The organism is Brenneria roseae subsp. americana (assembly GCF_003115815.1).
In the GTDB taxonomy this organism is placed as follows: domain Bacteria; phylum Pseudomonadota; class Gammaproteobacteria; order Enterobacterales; family Enterobacteriaceae; genus Brenneria; species Brenneria roseae.
In genome coordinates this window covers 54,877-70,886 of sequence record NZ_QDKJ01000003.1, presented here as the reverse complement: position 1 = coordinate 70,886, position 16,010 = coordinate 54,877, and the positions used below count along the sequence as shown (strand labels likewise).

The window sequence follows — 16,010 nt, the reverse complement described above, 5'->3', positions numbered from 1 at the left end:
CATCGGTTGGGCGATTACTGAATCGGCGGTTCAGGAATCAAGCCTTGTTCACCCGGCACGGTTTGTAGGAAATCAAAATCGCAGCCATCGTCCGCCTGACTGACGTGTTCGGCGAATAACCGGCCATAGCCGCGCGGATAATAAGGCTGGGGTGGCGTCCACGCCTGACGGCGCTGCTCCATTTCTTCTTCGGGGATCAGTAAATTAAGCTGGCGTTTTGACACGCTTAACTCAATGTCGTCGCCATCGCGCACCAGCGCGAGCGGTCCGCCGACGAAAGATTCAGGCGCGATATGCACCACGCAGGAGCCGAAACTGGTGCCGCTCATGCGCGCATCGGACAGGCGCACCATATCGCGGATCCCCCGTTCCAGCAGTTTTTTAGGGATCGGGATTTGTCCCCATTCAGGAAAGCCGGGAGCGCCCAATGGTCCGGCGTTCTTCAGAACCAGTACGGAATTCTCATCCACGTCAAGATCCGGGTCGTCAATGCGTTTTTGCAGATCTTCCACGTTGTTGAAGACAACCGCCCGGCCGACATGCTCATGCAGCCGTGGATCGGCAGCGTGAATTTTCAATACCGCACTGTTGGGCGCCAGATTGCCGCGCAGGATCACCAGACTGCCCAGTTCCCCCAGCGGCTTATCCAGCGGCAGGATCACATCGTCGTTGTACACTTCCGCATCGGCGAAATTTTCCCCCAGCGTTTTGCCGTTCACCGTCATCGGCGATCCGTCAATCAGCGTCCCCAGCCGGTTGAGCATGGCCCGCAGGCCGCCGGCGTAATAGAAATCTTCCATCAGGTATTTCCCGGCGGGGCGAATATTGGCCAGGTGGGGCACTTTCTGCGACAGCTCATCGAAACGATCCACGGTGAGGGGGATACCGGCCCGGCGCGCCATGGCGATCACATGAATCACGGCATTGGTGGAGCCGCCGAGCGCCAACGCGGTGGTAATGGCATTATCGAAGGAAGCGGGGCACAGGAAATCCGAGGGTTTGAGATCTTCCCAGACCATTTCAACGATGCGGCGCCCGGTGCGTTCGGCCATGATGGCATGGCGCGAATCCGGCGCCACAATGGATGACGCGCCGGTAAAACAGAAGCCCAGTGCGTCGGCGATGCTCATCATGGTTGGCGCGGTGCCCATGGTCATACAGGTCCCGGCCGAACGGGAGATGCCGTTTTCCACCTCTTCCAATTGCTCTTCGCTATATTCTCCGGCTTTATATTTGTACCAGGAGGCGAACAGGTCGGTGCCCGAACCGAGAAATTTCCCTTTATTGTCGCCGCGCAGCGACGGCCCGGCCGGTAAATAAATAGCGGGAATATTCATGGAAATGGCGCCCATGATCAGGCCGGGCGTGGTTTTGTCACAGCCGCCCATCAGTACCGCGCCGTCAATGGGATGGGAACGCAGCAGTTCCTCGGTTTCGATTGCCAGCAGATTACGATAGAGCATGGCCGCAGGCCTGACATAAGGCTCGCCCAGCGACATGGCCGGTAGTTCAATAGGAAAGCCGCCGGCCTGAAGAATGCCGCGCTTGACTTGCTCAGCGCGTTCTTTGAAATGCGTGTGACAGGGATTGATCTCGCTCCAGGTGTTGACAATCGCAATCACGGGTTTCCCCATGTAATCTTCACGGGCGTAACCTTGCTGGGCCATACGGGCGCGATGTCCCAGTGAGCGGAATACCGGCGCGCCATACCAGCGATAACTTCTCAGTGTTTCAGGCGTTTTTTTGATGTGTGCGCACATGGTTGCCTCCAGTTATTATTAAAAAAATAAGTTTTATTACCTTGTTACTTGACCGAAAACTCTACGCGCTTGATCTCTCCCACCAGGAACACATAACAGAAGATAGCCAGAGCGGCGAAGAGGGAGACATACAAAAGGGCGCCGCCGAACGAACCGCTTGTCGCCACGATGTAGCCAATGACGATCGGCGTCACGATACCGGCGATATTCCCGATGGTGTTGAACACCCCGCCGCTCAGGCCGATAGCTTCTTTCGGCGAGGTATCGGCAACGACTGCCCAACCCAGCGCACCGACGCCTTTGCCGAAGAACGAGAAGGACATCAGGAAAATCACCAGTCCGATAGAGTCGGTGTAGTTACACAACACCATGGACATGGAGCAGATCATGCCCAGAATAATCGGCGTCTTGCGGGCGAGAGACAGCGAGTAGCCGCGTTTCAACAGCGCGTCGGACAGTACTCCGCCTAAAATCCCGCCAAGGAAACCGCAAATTGCCGGCAATGAGGCCGCGAAACCGGCGTTAAGCACGGTCAGGCCGCGTTCTTTCACCAGATAGATGGGGAACCAGGAGATGAAGAACCAGGTCAATGTCGAGATACAGTACTGCCCCAGATAGACACCGACCAGCAAACGCTGCGACAGCAGCATGCCAATCGTGACTTTCGGTGCGTCCGGCGTCAGCTTGGGCGCCTTATCGATGGTGCCGGATACCGTTTCCTGTTTTGAATCCAACTCGACCAGCGCCCCGCCTTCGCGCATGTAGTCCAGTTCTTCTTTGCTAATCCGGGGATGATGCACCGGCGGATAAATCACCCGCAGCCACACCAGGCTGATGATAATGCCAAGCACGCCCATGAAGATGAACGGGCTATGCCAGTCCATGGTGTGAACCAGCCATCCCATAATCGGCGCGAAAAACGCGGTAGCGAAATATTGCGCGGAATTAAAGATAGCCGACGCCGTGGCGCGTTCTTTTTGTGGAAACCAGGCGGAAACGATTTTACTGTTGCCGGGGAACGCCGGGCATTCCGCCAGGCCGACAATAAAGCGCAGTGTGAAGAGTAGAACGATCGCTAACGACATGCCACCGAACACCGTGATGCCATGGAACAGAAAAATAAATCCTTGCAACAGGGTAAAGAGCGACCAGAAAAAGATACTGGCGAAATAAACGCGTTTGGCGCCATAGCGGTCCAATAACCAGCCGCCCGGTATTTGCCCTATGACATACGCCCATGCAAAGGCGGAAAAAATGTACCCCATGGTGATTGAGTCAATATTTAATGCATCGGCCATCGGCGAACCGGCAATGGCCAGCACCGCACGATCGCCATAGTTAATCGCAGTCACGATAAATAGCATCAGAATGATGTGATATCGTACGTGTTTGCTCTTTTTTATGTTTTCCTGCTGTTGAGCTAAGTGTGTCATTATTTACTCCAGCATCGAATAAAATCAGTTTGTAGGGATATGAAGATACTAAGCTGAATGCATCAGACACGGATATTCCATCTGTCTCTAATCCAGCGCACCAGCAGTAATAGGCGATATGCAACTTCCTGTTGTAAATAAAAAGCCTGTATTAATAGATTTATTAGGCAACAGGAGGTTAAGCGACTCACGTTGATTAGTTTAGGGAGAGGTGTACATGCTGACCAGATACAGTTTTATTGCATAAAAATAAACTGTATTGTTTTAAAAACAATACAGTTATTAAAATAAAAACCCCATAAAAACAATTGATTATATATAATTCAGCCAGACTAATGTTTTAATTAATTAACTGTATAGGTCACAGTGGAATATTTTAGTGACGACATAGACATTTTATTGTCTCCTCAGAATGCAGTGGGCAAAAATAAGGGAAAATGCATAAAAAGGAGATGTTTTCGAAATATTTTATCTGATTTTGTTTATAATGAAATTTATATTTTCATTTCATTTTATTTTCATCCAGAAAATGAAGAAATTCATTTTGGTAACGTTGTAAAAAAGCCACGTTAAAGCGAATCCACGGACTGGCGCAGCGATGAGGATGAAATAATGTTCCCGGCGCTAAAAACAATTTATGTTGTCGTGCGATTTCCGCCAGCTTCAGGGCGTCCGTGGCGTTTTTCGTCGGACAGGCATACAGATAAAAACCATTGACGGCCTGGGTATGAAGTTGCCAGCCGATAGTCTGAAAAAACTGGCCGGCGCTGGTTTGCGCCTGGGCCAAACGCGTTCGTAACCGGGTACGGTATTTATGATATTGCCCATCTTGTAATACGGACAGGATAACGCGCTCGGTCAGTTCTGAACTGGTCAGCCCGGACATCATTTTAAACACGATTAATCTTTCAATCAGCTCCGTATTGCCAATCACGTATCCGACCCGCAGGGTCGGGGAGAGGGTTTTGGAAAAACTGCGAATTTGCGTAACGCGCTTCATTCCGCCCATTGACAGTAACGACACTGCGTCTTGCGGCATCAGCTCTCCCGAGACGTTGTCTTCTACCACATGGATGTCGTATTGCTCCATTAAAGATAATATCTTGTGGGCCATGCCAAGCGACAGGCAGGCACCGGTCGGATTCTGAAACCAGGGGTTCGTGATATACAGCCGTGGCTTTTCCCGGCGCAGCACTTCCGCCATATGATCCATATCCGGTCCCTGAGAGGTCCAGGGAATGCCGATAGGACGGATACCGCGCAACATAAGCGACGTGAGGAAGTTACAATAGGCCGGCTCATCCACCAATACGCTGTCGCCACGGTTCAGTAAGGCCATGGAAACAATGTCCAGTGCTTTACTGGCGCCCTGTGTTAGCAGGATATTTTCGGGGCTGACGGGTTGAATATTTTCCGGTAGCGTGACAGCCAGATGCTGGCGTAGCGGGAGATATCCCCAGGATTCACCATAGCCTGAATCGCTCAGATTCTGGCGCGACACGGTCCTCAGTGCTTTCGCTAGGATGTCCTGTTGATACCAATCGTCCGGTAACCATCCGCAGCTCAGTTGGCGATATTCAGGCGAGGAAACATAGATGCTGGACAATAACCAGTAATCATTAACGGGGTTTATGGCATAGTTTTCATTGGTCGTGACCACCCGGGTTTCGCTTATTCCGGATTCGGCGACGTAAAAGCCCGAACCAGGACGCGCCGTTATCCAACCTTCAGCAACCAACTGTTCATAGGCTTGCACCATTGTGGAGTTACTAACGGAAAATAAGCTGGCGCCACGGCGCACTGACGGCAACCGCTGTCCGCCAGGCAGTTGCTTGCTGACGATGGCGGTGCGCAAGGTGTTGACGACTTGCATGACTAAAGGCAAAGGGAGCGTTTTGTTAACTGGGGGAAAAAGCTGACTCACAAGCATCCTCACATAAGTAATGATTACAAAGCGTTTCCAATCCAAATCGTTCAATCCGGCTTCAAGGTGAACCCGAATTTACTCTTGTCATCATGGGCAATATTCGCATTCAGATTTATCGCTCGTTTCGACAATCAATCTATTTTCATACCGATGCTTCATTCTCCTATGCATGATGGGGTTATATCCTATCAGAGTGTATGCTCTATACTTTGACTTTGTATAGCGCATCCGCGAGTGACAGGGGTCCGTTCCCATTCAGGCAACAAGGCTGGAGTCGTTCGTTATTGAGGGGGCTGGCGTGTTGTCCGCCGGTTTATCGGCGGGGGGATTGAGGAATGTCACGTTGAATTCCCCGTGAACACTCCCGCATGCTGAAATATCAAGCGTTCGCGATGACGACGGTGTTAGCCACCTTCATCGCTCGCGTCAGTTCATCGTGACGCATATTAATCTGTCGTGCTATTACAATGCGCCAGTCAAATATTGTGCCTCGCCATTAGCGAAGCTCCAGTCGCCTTTATGGTTGGTGATAAAGGTAATCATCAGATCGCTGCCGTCGATTCCGCAATGCGTATTTAATTCATGCGCCAGCGTTTTCATAAAAAACTGCTTCTGTTCGTCACTACGCGGGCTGGTGTAAACCCGAACCATGACCAGCTTGTCCGTGCGCGTAAAGCCCAGTCCTGTGTCCTGAAAAACCATATGGTGAGGTTTGTTTTCGTGAACAATCTGATAGCGGTCGCGTTCCGGAACCTGGAAGGCTTGCAACACGACACGGTGCGCGGTGTCCAGAAGGGTTTTTATTTCGGTCGTGGAACGTCCTTCAATAACATCAAATTGCAGTAATGGCATAATGTGTCTCCGTCGATGTGTGGGATTAAGTATTGCTCTGGGGAATATTCTGGCTTTTTGATGCGGAGAGAAAAAGCGCTATAGTTGAAAAGATTATTTTCTATTTTGAACAATTAGCATGAAAAACATTAAAACCAACGCACTATGGATGCATCTGTATTGGCTGACGGTATTGGCCGAACAGCGGAGTTTTACCCGTGCCGCTGAACGATTGGAAGTGAGTAAGGCCGCAATGAGCCAAAAGATCAAAGAGTTGGAAACGCTGGCCGGTGTCGCTCTGGTTCAGCGTACCACCCGCAGTGTGCGTTTGACCCGCGCGGGAGAAAAGCTGGTGGCGGAGTTACAGGAACCATTCGCTCAGATTGAACAGAGCTTTTTTGCCGTGCGCGATGACAGCGGCCCGGTGCGCGGACTGATTCGCATTACCTCGCCGGTGGCCTTTGCGCGTCAACAACTGGTGCCAAATATCAGTGTGTTTTTGCAGGCGTATCCGCAGGTACGCATCCAGCTTGAGGTATCAGACAGGATAGTGTCGCTAACCAGCGAAGGATTTGATCTCGCTATCCGTCACAGCAACCATTTGCCTGAAACGCATGTCGCGTTGCCGCTGTGCGAGACGCGGGCATTGCTGGTTGCATCGCCAGAATACCTTGACGCGCGGGGTGTCCCCGCTCATCCGCTGGAACTGACGGCGTATGATTGTCTGTATTATCCGCGCGGCACCGAACTGCCGCGCTGGCGTTTTGTGCATCGCCTGACAGGCGGCGAGGCGCTAACCGTGGATGTGAAAGGTCCCTTTGCCACGAATAACAGTGAATCTATCCGGGATGCGGCATTGAGCGGCCTGGGCATTGCCATGCTGCCGGATTTCAGCGCACACACGGCTATTGCGGCAGGCACGCTGCGAGAAGTATTGCCAGACTGGCAAATCGTCGAGGCATTCGCCGACAAAATATGGATCGTGCGTCCTTACGCCGCGCAGGTGCCGCGTGCCGTCAGCGTTTTTACGCATTGGCTGAGATCGCGGTTTACACGCTGATGACAGATACGAAGTAGACGATTATCGCTGGATGGATGTCACTGGAAAACGAGAGGATAGAGGTTTTCACCTCATTTTCAAAGATCGACAGACGTTAGGGATATCTGCGGAATTTGAATTGGTACGACCGAGTGGACTCGAACCACCGACCCCCACCATGTCAAGGTGGTGCTCTAACCAACTGAGCTACGGTCGTACAGGGTATGTCAGTTCTGGCAATAGATCACTTATGAACTAACATTTTGATTTTAAATCACTTCTTTCATTCCAGCATCTGGAATGGGCATCATTATGGCCTCGCTCGACGGTTATGACAAGCCCTTTATCGAGATTCTCTTGCTAAGTGGTGAATGTTTGGCCGAATACGGTGATTTCAGCTTATATCCCGGTGACGCCGCCGTATACTAAGATCGGTGCGGCAGGCGAGGCAGCTCGCGACGGAACCCCAGCCCAATAATGCGGCCCGTTAAACGCGGTAGCCAGGGCTGGCGGATCAGCCACATCACTAATGCGGGTGGACACCGTTTGGCCGCGCGTGACGTATCTTTTCCTTTGCCGGTCATCATAATTTGCAGACGTTGGGTGGCGCGGGTAGGAAATTCACGGCGACGCTGTACACGATTCAGGATATTCAGGCTGACGGGGCCACGCGCCAGGGGCGTGGCCAGAATATTGGCGGCGGCTACAGCATCCTGAATCGCCAGATTGACGCCTACTCCGCCGATGGGGGATATGGCGTGAGCCGCGTCACCGATGCACAACACGCCTGCGGCGGCCCAGCGATCCAACCGGTCGATACGAATATCCAGCAGTTTGACATGCTCCCAATCGGGTACTGCCGCCGATAGCCGTTCGACACCGATAGGTAACACCGCTGAAATCTGTTGCAGCAGCGCGGGTAAACCCTGTTGTTTAAGATGGGGAAGGGTGCCTTTCGTCATGCTGTAGCCGCATTGCCAGTAATCGCCCCGATCCAGCATGATAACGTTGTTTTTGGGGCCGCCGTGGCCGCTGGTCCAGTTGCCGTCGCCGACCGCTTTGGGCAATTTCATCCACAACACATCCCGGGGCATACCAAAACTTTGACCGGTCAAGCCAGCGGCCTGGCGTACGACCGATTGCCGACCATCGGTACCTACCACCAGTCCGGTACGAATCAGCAGCCTGTCGCCCTTGGCATCCCGTGCTTCCACGCCATTCACGCGCCCATTTTCCTGGCGCAAGCCCACGGCCTGAGTGGATCGCAACAGTTGGAATCCCGGTAGCGTTTGCCCCTGTTCGGCAAGAAAATTGAGGAAGTCCCACTGCGGCATCAGCGCCATAAACCGACAGCGGCACCGTAGATGCCGGAAGTCCGCCATCGTGATCTTCTTGCCATTAAATTCCCCGACCAGCGTTTCTACCTGCTGGTGCGGCAGACGCAGAAAAGACGCCAGAAGCCCAAGATGCTCTATGATTTCCAACGTTGAGGGATGGATGGTATCGCCACGAAAATCACGCAAAAAATCGGCGTGTTTCTCTATCACCACGACGGAGATGCCGGCCCGAGCCAGCAGGTAGCCGAGCATCAGCCCGGCCGGGCCACCGCCGACGATACAACAGGGCGTTTCCAGGATTTTCTCGGTCATAGGCAGTCTCACCATCGCAGTCGTGCAGATCTCTATGATAGAAGCCCGTGGCTGACTTGCAAATAATAATCATTACCGTTTGCTATGATTGAGATGTCGCCATACCCATTTCTGATCTGTTGCCGGCGTTTAGTCGCATCAGCGGTACTCCTGCCGCCAGAGCGTCGTCGAACTAAGAAATTTATGGAGAAGAACAAAAGAAATACCTCCCTGATTCATTGCCGTTTTCAGGGCAACGTAAATGTAAAATATTCTTATTAAGAATGAAAAGAAGTGCCTTTAATGTGTATCTGGTTCAGCCAGTACGTAGAAATCTATCAATGAGTCGATATTTGCAACGCGTGTACCTTATTCATTCGGCAGAGGGCAAATTGAAGGGCGTTGTCTGACCCGGAATTATAACCGGCGTTTCCAGAGAACGACGGTTTTTCTGATAGTGATATTGAGTGGCGAAAAACGCTGTCAGTATTAAAATATGGACTATTATTTTTGTGTAATACGATTATTGCATTGTCTGTTTTTAACACGAATATCAATACGCAGGAATATTGCTCATGAAAATATGGAATAAAGTCCTTCTGGCTTCGCTGCTCGGATTAGCCATCGCCGGCTGTGACGATTCGTCTAAAGTAGATGCACAATTGGACAAAGCGAAAGATAACGCGCAGCAAATCAAAGCCGCCGCCGATAGCAAAGCTGAGCAAATTACCGATTCGGCCCAGCAAAAAGCCGATGAATTGAAAAAAGAAGCCTCAGAGCAAATCGACCAACTGAAATCGCAGGCAGATGCGATTAAAAATGATACGGCCCAGCGCGCAGATGCCATTACTGACGAAGCCAAAGCGCAGGCCGAGAGCATCAAAAGCCAGGCAGAGGAAAAAAGCGGTCAGATTGTGGAGCAGGCAAAGGATATAAAAGACACGGCCATTAGCGACGCACACGCGCTTTCGGCAGACGCGCAAGCGCAAACGCAGGCGATTAAGGAGAGTATCAAGCAGGAAACGCCAGCGCAGAGCGACCCGGCTCCGATAACCGAAGCGGAAGGAACCCCAGCCGCGCAAAGCGGTAAGTAACCCATTTTTGCAGTCCACTTCCTGTCGGTGGACTGCAATATACCAGCCGTCGTACTCCCAGAATAGAATAATGAAAACGGCTATGGCATCGTGATTATTCGCCATTATAGGTTACCTGCTGGCGGAAACGGCCGCACGCTCTTTTTATATCCAGAAAATATCTTTATCCTGATGGTTTAAATGAAATTGCCGAATGGTTTTTTTACCTGTTTTTCTGCGCTAATCCTTGTGGAATCCACACCTTACTTTAATACACCTGATATTTTATCTTTTAGGACTGTTTTACAGTAGTTATATTATGTGATTATATTGTTGTTACCATATATCGATGGTGATCATCTTTTCTTGTCGATAAAAAGGTAAACTCAACGGTGAATATGCCGATTAATGGGTGTCATGGAGCTGATTGTTTAACTAAGGCAGGGAGCTAGCAGCAATGAAATCGATTAGCAGAACAGCAAAAGTTATCATGGTTTTTAATATCGCGCTCGGCGCGCTGGGTATGTTACTGCTCTGCCAGTTTGTGATAGCAAAAATCGATCAAGGCAAACTGCGCGATTATTCTGACTCGCTCATGCTGCGTGCAAATAACGTAGCGATGCAGTCCGAACGGGCGATGAGTGAGGTCAGGCATCTCTCATCTGCCCCCTGTACTGATGAAGATCTGTTTCAACTTAGCTTTCTGGTCTACAAATATAGTTACCTGTTGGATATTGGCCGCCTTCATGATGACAAACTGGTTTGCTCTGCCGGACGCGGGCGCCTGACTTCTGCTGTAGCGCTACCGGCTCCGGATCTCGTGGGAAAAAACGAAACCCGGCTTTGGCGAGCGGTGAAAGGATTGCTTGACGCCAGAATCGCAACGGATATCGCCAGCCAGAACGATATTATCGTATTCACGTCCCCCGATGCTTTTCACAGCGTTTCACTTTCTATTCCCGGCTATAGCGCTTTGCTTACCACGGCAGACGATCGTCACATTTATCAGTCATTTGGCGTAAAAGGGGAATATTCCCGACAGAGCAGTGCATGGTACAAACAGTACCGATTGGGGTATCAGTGCAGTAAACTTTATAACATCTGCGCCTATGTCCGTCTTCATTCATCAGGGCTCTTTTCTCTGCCGTTTTATGTTGGCTTGGCCATTGCGCTGTTGGGGGGATTATTGAGCGGGGCCTTATCTCTGACGGCGATTTTGCTTATCGAGCAGAACAAATCGTTCAACAAACAGCTTCATAGCGCGGTACGTGATAAACAGTTACACGTTAAATATCAACCGCTGGTTTGTTTGCGTGATAATAAAATGGTCGGTGCCGAAGTTCTGGTCAGATGGATAAATCGAAAAGGGGAGGAGATTCCGCCGGATGTGTTTATACCGGTAGCGGAAAAGCTGGGCATTATCGGGCAAATTACCCGTCAGGTAACTCGTATGGCGTTGGAAGAGCTTCGGGATGTCCTGACCAGGAACAAAACCTTTTATCTCAGCATTAACCTTGATATTAGCGATGTATTGGATCCTGATTTTCAACCCTATCTTGCTGAACTCCTACAGCGGTTCGGCATTGCCAGAGAACAGATTATGCTGGAAATAACGGAGCGTTCGACGGCAAATCATACCCTGATGTCCGAAAGGCTCACCGCCTTGCATGATGCCGGGTACCGGGTGGCGCTGGATGATTTCGGAACCGGTTATTCCAATTTGTCCTATCTTGCCGTAATGCCTTTCGATGTGATTAAGATAGACCGGATGTTTACAGAGGCGATTGGCACGGATTCTGTGAATGCGCAGATGGTTGATCACCTCTTTGACATGATGGCGATGTTTAATGCCACGGTGGTGGTTGAAGGTATCGAGACCCGTGAACAGGCGGTCTATGTTGGCGAGCATTGTACGGATGCGATTGGGCAAGGCTGGTATTTTGGTAAACCGATGAGCGGGACGGATCTCAAGGATCAGTACTTTATGGATGCCAGATAGCTGTCCGCCATACCGCTACACGTTGGTTGTTCCCTGCGTTGCTTTGAGAAAAGGGTTGACCGTCTTCATAAAATGACATGAACCCTTTTTCTCTATCCGCCTGACCGAATAACCGATGATCAAACGGTCGGCATTGGGCGGCGGAGGCGTAATAACCTGACGTCTGGTCAGGGGAAAAATCAGTCAATCTGAGCAATTTCCGCAGCGGCGTTATCGACGATGCCGATGATCTTCTTCAGCGTTTCTTCATTGATACCTTCACGGTTTACCTTGATGTCCAGCACCGATTTGATGTTATCCAACGCTCGCTTCATCTCCGGGTGTTTACGCAGTTCCATACCGGCGGTGTGCGCTTTGATGCGTTCAAGGATCTGCTGCAACTCCTCGCGGCGTTGTTCAAGATAGAGCTGGCCCTCATCGGTGATTTCGAAGCTTTTCCGGCCATTAAGTTCGTCCGTAATGACGATCAGGTTCTGCTCCTGCAAGAAATCGAGCGTCGGGTAGAGTACGCCGGGACTGGGGGCGTAATGACCATCCGTCAGGGATTCAATGGCTTTGATCAACTCATAACCGTGGCTGGGATTTTGCGCCAGCAGATCCAGCGCCACCAGACGAAGATCGCCGTGGGCAAAGAGGCGCTGGCGTCGGTGATGCATAGCGTGATGCCCCTCTTCACCGTGTCCGCGCCGACCGTGGCCACGGCCTTGTCTCTGACCTCGTTCGGATTCCTGTTCCCGGTGTTCTGCCCGGCCTTTTCCTCTGCCTTCCGCCCGGCTACCCCGGCCTTTCATTTCTTCTTTCTGGTCTTGTCCGTCTTGATGGTGATGTTTGCGCATAGTGATTTCCTCACGCTGTTTTAGATATATCTATTTATATCTAAACAAATGGTGTTGTCAATATTTCTGTGAGGATTTATGGATGATAAAATAAATTATATTTTAACATATTGATATTAATGATTTTGATTTTGTATTTTTATAAGAGAGTCGCCGGAGAACATCGGCGTAGTCGGGTGAACGTTCATTGAATTAGATATAGTTGGCCGTCCGTTGGCTGGAATGAAATGGATAACTGGCAGTCCTGCCGGGCGTGTCTTTGCTCATCGAGCGCCTCCGGCACCGTAGCTTATCGTTAATGACCCGCTTCCAGAGCCGGTCGCTCGTTTGATTCTGGATGCGGCCGATATTCACAGGGTCGTTATACTTGCGCCCAACATTTATCTGGTTTTATCGGAGATGGCGGGGACGGAAATTTTGGATATTTAAAATATCAGCAATCTCTGATGGGGAGTATTTTCCCTCTGGGTTATTTTCAATTAAAGTCATAATCACCAGCCGTTATTATGTATTGGTTTGCCAAATGGTATTCCGGATATTGATGGCGCCAAAATGCAAACCCAGGGTAAAAAATGAACGACAATAATTTACTTACCAATGACGCTGGTATTCATCACCCGGCGTTTATTGCTACGGCGCGAAGAAACAGTGGATTTTAACGTGGCATTCTGGTTATCCCGCCGCAGGTATTTCTATTTTCTTGATAAAATTCAACCAAAAACCGTAAATATCATCATTAGGGGAATAATTATCATATAGGTAATTATTGGCTATAAAGCATTCCCCATCGATGCCGATACCACTCAGTGCCATATCATTAATTATTATGTCTCGAAAATATCCTGAATAACCCTGGCAGGCTGAAGAAAATAATCACGGCACCAGGATTTCCCTTATTTACGCGAGGGAAGTCCTATGATCGCCGTGCGGCTGGCCGTCTCATTTATGTGCGACACATTTAAGAGAAATACGATGAAATTACAGACTCGAATTATACTGTTGTGCGGCGCAATGCTGTTGGGATTATTGGTGCTTTCCGCTGTGGCATTGAATACTTTGTATTCGTCGATGATGAAGGAGCGCGTCGGACAACTCACCGCGCTGGTGGAATTGGCTCATGCCTCCGCGCAAAAAACCTATGAGCGGGAGAAATCCGGTCAGCTTTCGCATGAGGATGCGCTAAACGAAGCCAAGCGCGCCATCGGCAGCTTTCATCAAGGCAACCGCTATTTCTTCGTGCTGGGCTACAGCGACGATGTGAACTACGTACACCCCGATCCCAAGCGCGTTGGCATCGTTGATGCTAATGGCGGCCGGGAATCGGGGATCCGCAACCGTGCGGCTCTGGAGGGGAAGACCATCGCGATGACTGAGGGCAAGGGCATGCGCCCCGGAACCCAGGAACTGGTCGATAAACTCTATTCTATCACCCGGTTCGAACCCTATGACTGGATCATCGGCACCGGTGACTACATTGATGATATCCAACAAACGTTCTGGCATAACGCACTCACTCTGCTGGCCATTGTCGCGGCGCTGCTGCTGGTGATTTCTCTGCTGGCATGGAACATGTTGCGTACGCTTTTGCGCCAATTGGGCGGTGAACCGCAGTACGCTGTGGATGTGGTGCGTCAGATTGCCGATGGCAATCTGGTGGTGGACGTGCAGACCCGGGCTGGCGATCGGACCAGCATTTTGTACGCCATTCGTGCCATGCGCGATAATCTCTCCCATCTGGTGAGCCAGGTGCGCAGCAGCACCAACTCCATCACGACTGCATCGGTGCAGATCGCTTCAGGCAACGAAGATCTGTCGGCTCGCACCGAGTCGCAGGCCAGCGCACTGGAACAGACCGCCGCGGCGATGGAGCAGTTGACCTCCACCGTGCAAAACAACGCGGATAATGCGCGCCATGCCAATGAGCTGGCGCAGTCGGCGTCCAGCGTGGCTGAACGCGGCGGTTCGGTCGTCAGACAGGTGGTGGATACCATGGATTCGATCAACGCCTCTTCACGTAAAGTGGTGGATATCATCGCGGTGATCGACAGTATTGCCTTCCAGACCAACATTCTGGCGCTCAACGCCGCGGTAGAAGCTGCGCGCGCCGGGGAGCAAGGACGCGGCTTTGCCGTGGTGGCAAGCGAGGTGCGCACGCTGGCGCAGCGCTCCGCCTCCGCTGCCAAAGAGATCAAGGGCCTGATAGATGACTCGGTGTCCAAAGTTATCGAAGGAACCGATCTGGTGAAGCATGCCGGTTCCACCATGAGCGAAATCGTCGAGAGCGTACAGCGTGTCACCGCGATGGTGGCGGAGATCAGTGCGGCGAGCACGGAGCAGAGCTCTGGCATCAAACAGGTTAATCTGGCGGTGTCCCAGATGGATCAGAGTACAGAGCAGAACGCGGCGCTGGTGCAGGAAGCCCTGGCGGCGGCAAAATCGCTTAGCGATCAGGCGCAGCAGCTATCGCGCACGGTTGATCGGTTCCGTGCCGACGAATCTGCTGATTATTTGCCTGAATTGGCGCATCAAGCCTGATGTATTGATTTTATTACGGTATCGCTAAAAAGGGGCGATCCGAAACGCCCCTTTGGCGATGAACCGGACGTCGCGGATCGGTGGTTTTACAGGACGGATAACGTCGTCCCGCGGCGCCGCAAACGCGGGTTAAGGGCGGTATGCAACGCGTCGCTCAACAGATTAAGCGCCATGACCGTCAACATAATGGCCACGCCAGGGAGGGCGGTCATATACCATCCGGTCCGCAGCGCATCCCGCCCGGTGCCAATCATCGATCCCCAGCTCACCACGTTGGGATCGCCCAGACCGAGGAAAGATAAACCGGCTTCGGACAGGATCGCGTTGGCAATCAGCAGGGCGGTGGAAACCACTACCGGAGTCCAGGCGTTGGGGAGTATTTCACGAAAAATCAGATGCATATCGCTAGCTCCCAGAGAAATACTGGCGCGGACGAATTCCCGTTCGCGCAACGCCAGAAATTCAGACCGTACCAGTCTGGCGATGCTGGTCCAGGAGGTGATGCCGAGAGCGAAAATGATGGTCGTGATGGATGGCTGCAAGACCGCCACCAGAATGATAGCCAGCAGAAATGCCGGAATAGTCTGGAACAGCATGGTGATCCCGGTCAGCACGCTATCCACCCGCCCGCGGTAAAAACCGGATGCGATGCCGACGGCAATGCCGATGACTAAGGCAATTACCGTTGAGGCGATGCCAACCAGCAGCGATACGCGGGCGCCGTGAAACAGACCGGCCAGAATATCCCTGCCCATCAGGTCGGTGCCGAGCGGAAACTGGGCATCCTGTCCCGGCCACAGATAGGGGACGCCCACCATATTCATGGGGTCGTCGGGGAAAAGCCATGTCGCCATCCCGGCCGTCGCCAGTACGGCCAGCAGTATCGTGAGGCCTATCATGGCCGATGGCTGTAATAACCAGCGCATTCTACCTCCAGTTTATATTGCCG

At 51.6% G+C, this 16,010-nt stretch carries 11 protein-coding genes and 1 tRNA gene; 4 read left to right on the top strand and 8 right to left on the bottom strand.

Translation table 11 applies throughout. The features are described from left to right. Positions 1-14: 14 nt before the first annotated feature. The 4 genes from araD to B4923_RS04210 form a co-directional block, all read right to left on the bottom strand. A complete protein-coding gene (gene araD / locus B4923_RS04225) occupies positions 15-1,760 on the bottom strand; it encodes an L-arabinonate dehydratase (RefSeq protein ID WP_109053128.1) in 1,746 nt (581 codons plus the stop codon). Between the two features lie 44 nt (positions 1,761-1,804). Then, positions 1,805-3,193 carry an MFS transporter gene (locus tag B4923_RS04220; protein WP_109053127.1) on the bottom strand — a complete coding sequence of 463 codons (1,389 nt, stop codon included), beginning with the start codon at positions 3,191-3,193 and terminating at the stop codon, positions 1,805-1,807. Between the two features lie 502 nt (positions 3,194-3,695). Beyond that, positions 3,696-5,117: an aminotransferase-like domain-containing protein gene (locus B4923_RS04215; protein ID WP_170116005.1), complete on the bottom strand. Its 1,422-nt coding sequence runs from the start codon at positions 5,115-5,117 to the stop codon at positions 3,696-3,698. Positions 5,118-5,582: 465 nt separating this feature from the next. Beyond that, the gene (locus tag B4923_RS04210; RefSeq protein WP_109053125.1) at positions 5,583-5,972 is read right to left on the bottom strand and encodes a tautomerase family protein; all 390 of its coding nucleotides are present in this window, start codon (positions 5,970-5,972) and stop codon (positions 5,583-5,585) included. A 118-nt stretch (positions 5,973-6,090) separates the two neighbouring features. On the opposite strand from B4923_RS04210, the gene B4923_RS04205 reads away from it, so the two are divergent. Then, positions 6,091-7,011, top strand: a complete 921-nt coding sequence (locus B4923_RS04205; protein ID WP_109053124.1) for a LysR family transcriptional regulator — start codon at positions 6,091-6,093, stop codon at positions 7,009-7,011. Positions 7,012-7,130: 119 nt separating this feature from the next. Here B4923_RS04205 and B4923_RS04200 read toward each other — a convergent pair. Both B4923_RS04200 and B4923_RS04195 read right to left on the bottom strand, forming a co-directional pair. Continuing rightward, positions 7,131-7,207 (bottom strand) — tRNA-Val (locus B4923_RS04200). A 208-nt stretch (positions 7,208-7,415) separates the two neighbouring features. Beyond that, positions 7,416-8,639 (bottom strand): FAD-dependent oxidoreductase, encoded by a 1,224-nt coding sequence (locus tag B4923_RS04195; protein ID WP_109053123.1) that lies wholly within the window; start codon positions 8,637-8,639, stop codon positions 7,416-7,418. Between the two features lie 554 nt (positions 8,640-9,193). On the opposite strand from B4923_RS04195, the gene B4923_RS04190 reads away from it, so the two are divergent. Continuing rightward, on the top strand, positions 9,194-9,712 hold the full coding sequence (locus B4923_RS04190; protein WP_109053122.1) for an E3 ubiquitin--protein ligase: 519 nt from the start codon (positions 9,194-9,196) through the stop codon (positions 9,710-9,712). 436 nt (positions 9,713-10,148) lie between these two features. Further along, a complete protein-coding gene (locus tag B4923_RS04185) occupies positions 10,149-11,690 on the top strand; it encodes an EAL domain-containing protein (protein ID WP_109053121.1) in 1,542 nt (513 codons plus the stop codon). Between the two features lie 179 nt (positions 11,691-11,869). Here B4923_RS04185 and B4923_RS04180 read toward each other — a convergent pair whose 3' ends face one another. Then, a complete protein-coding gene (locus B4923_RS04180; protein WP_109053120.1) occupies positions 11,870-12,526 on the bottom strand; it encodes a PadR family transcriptional regulator in 657 nt (218 codons plus the stop codon). Between the two features lie 972 nt (positions 12,527-13,498). Here B4923_RS04180 and B4923_RS04175 point away from each other — a divergent pair. Continuing rightward, positions 13,499-15,061, top strand: a complete 1,563-nt coding sequence (locus B4923_RS04175; protein WP_109053431.1) for a methyl-accepting chemotaxis protein — start codon at positions 13,499-13,501, stop codon at positions 15,059-15,061. A gap of 86 nt (positions 15,062-15,147) precedes the next feature. Here B4923_RS04175 and B4923_RS04170 read toward each other — a convergent pair whose 3' ends face one another. Then, a complete protein-coding gene (locus B4923_RS04170) occupies positions 15,148-15,987 on the bottom strand; it encodes an ABC transporter permease (protein ID WP_109053119.1) in 840 nt (279 codons plus the stop codon). Between the last annotated feature and the right edge of the window lie 23 nt (positions 15,988-16,010).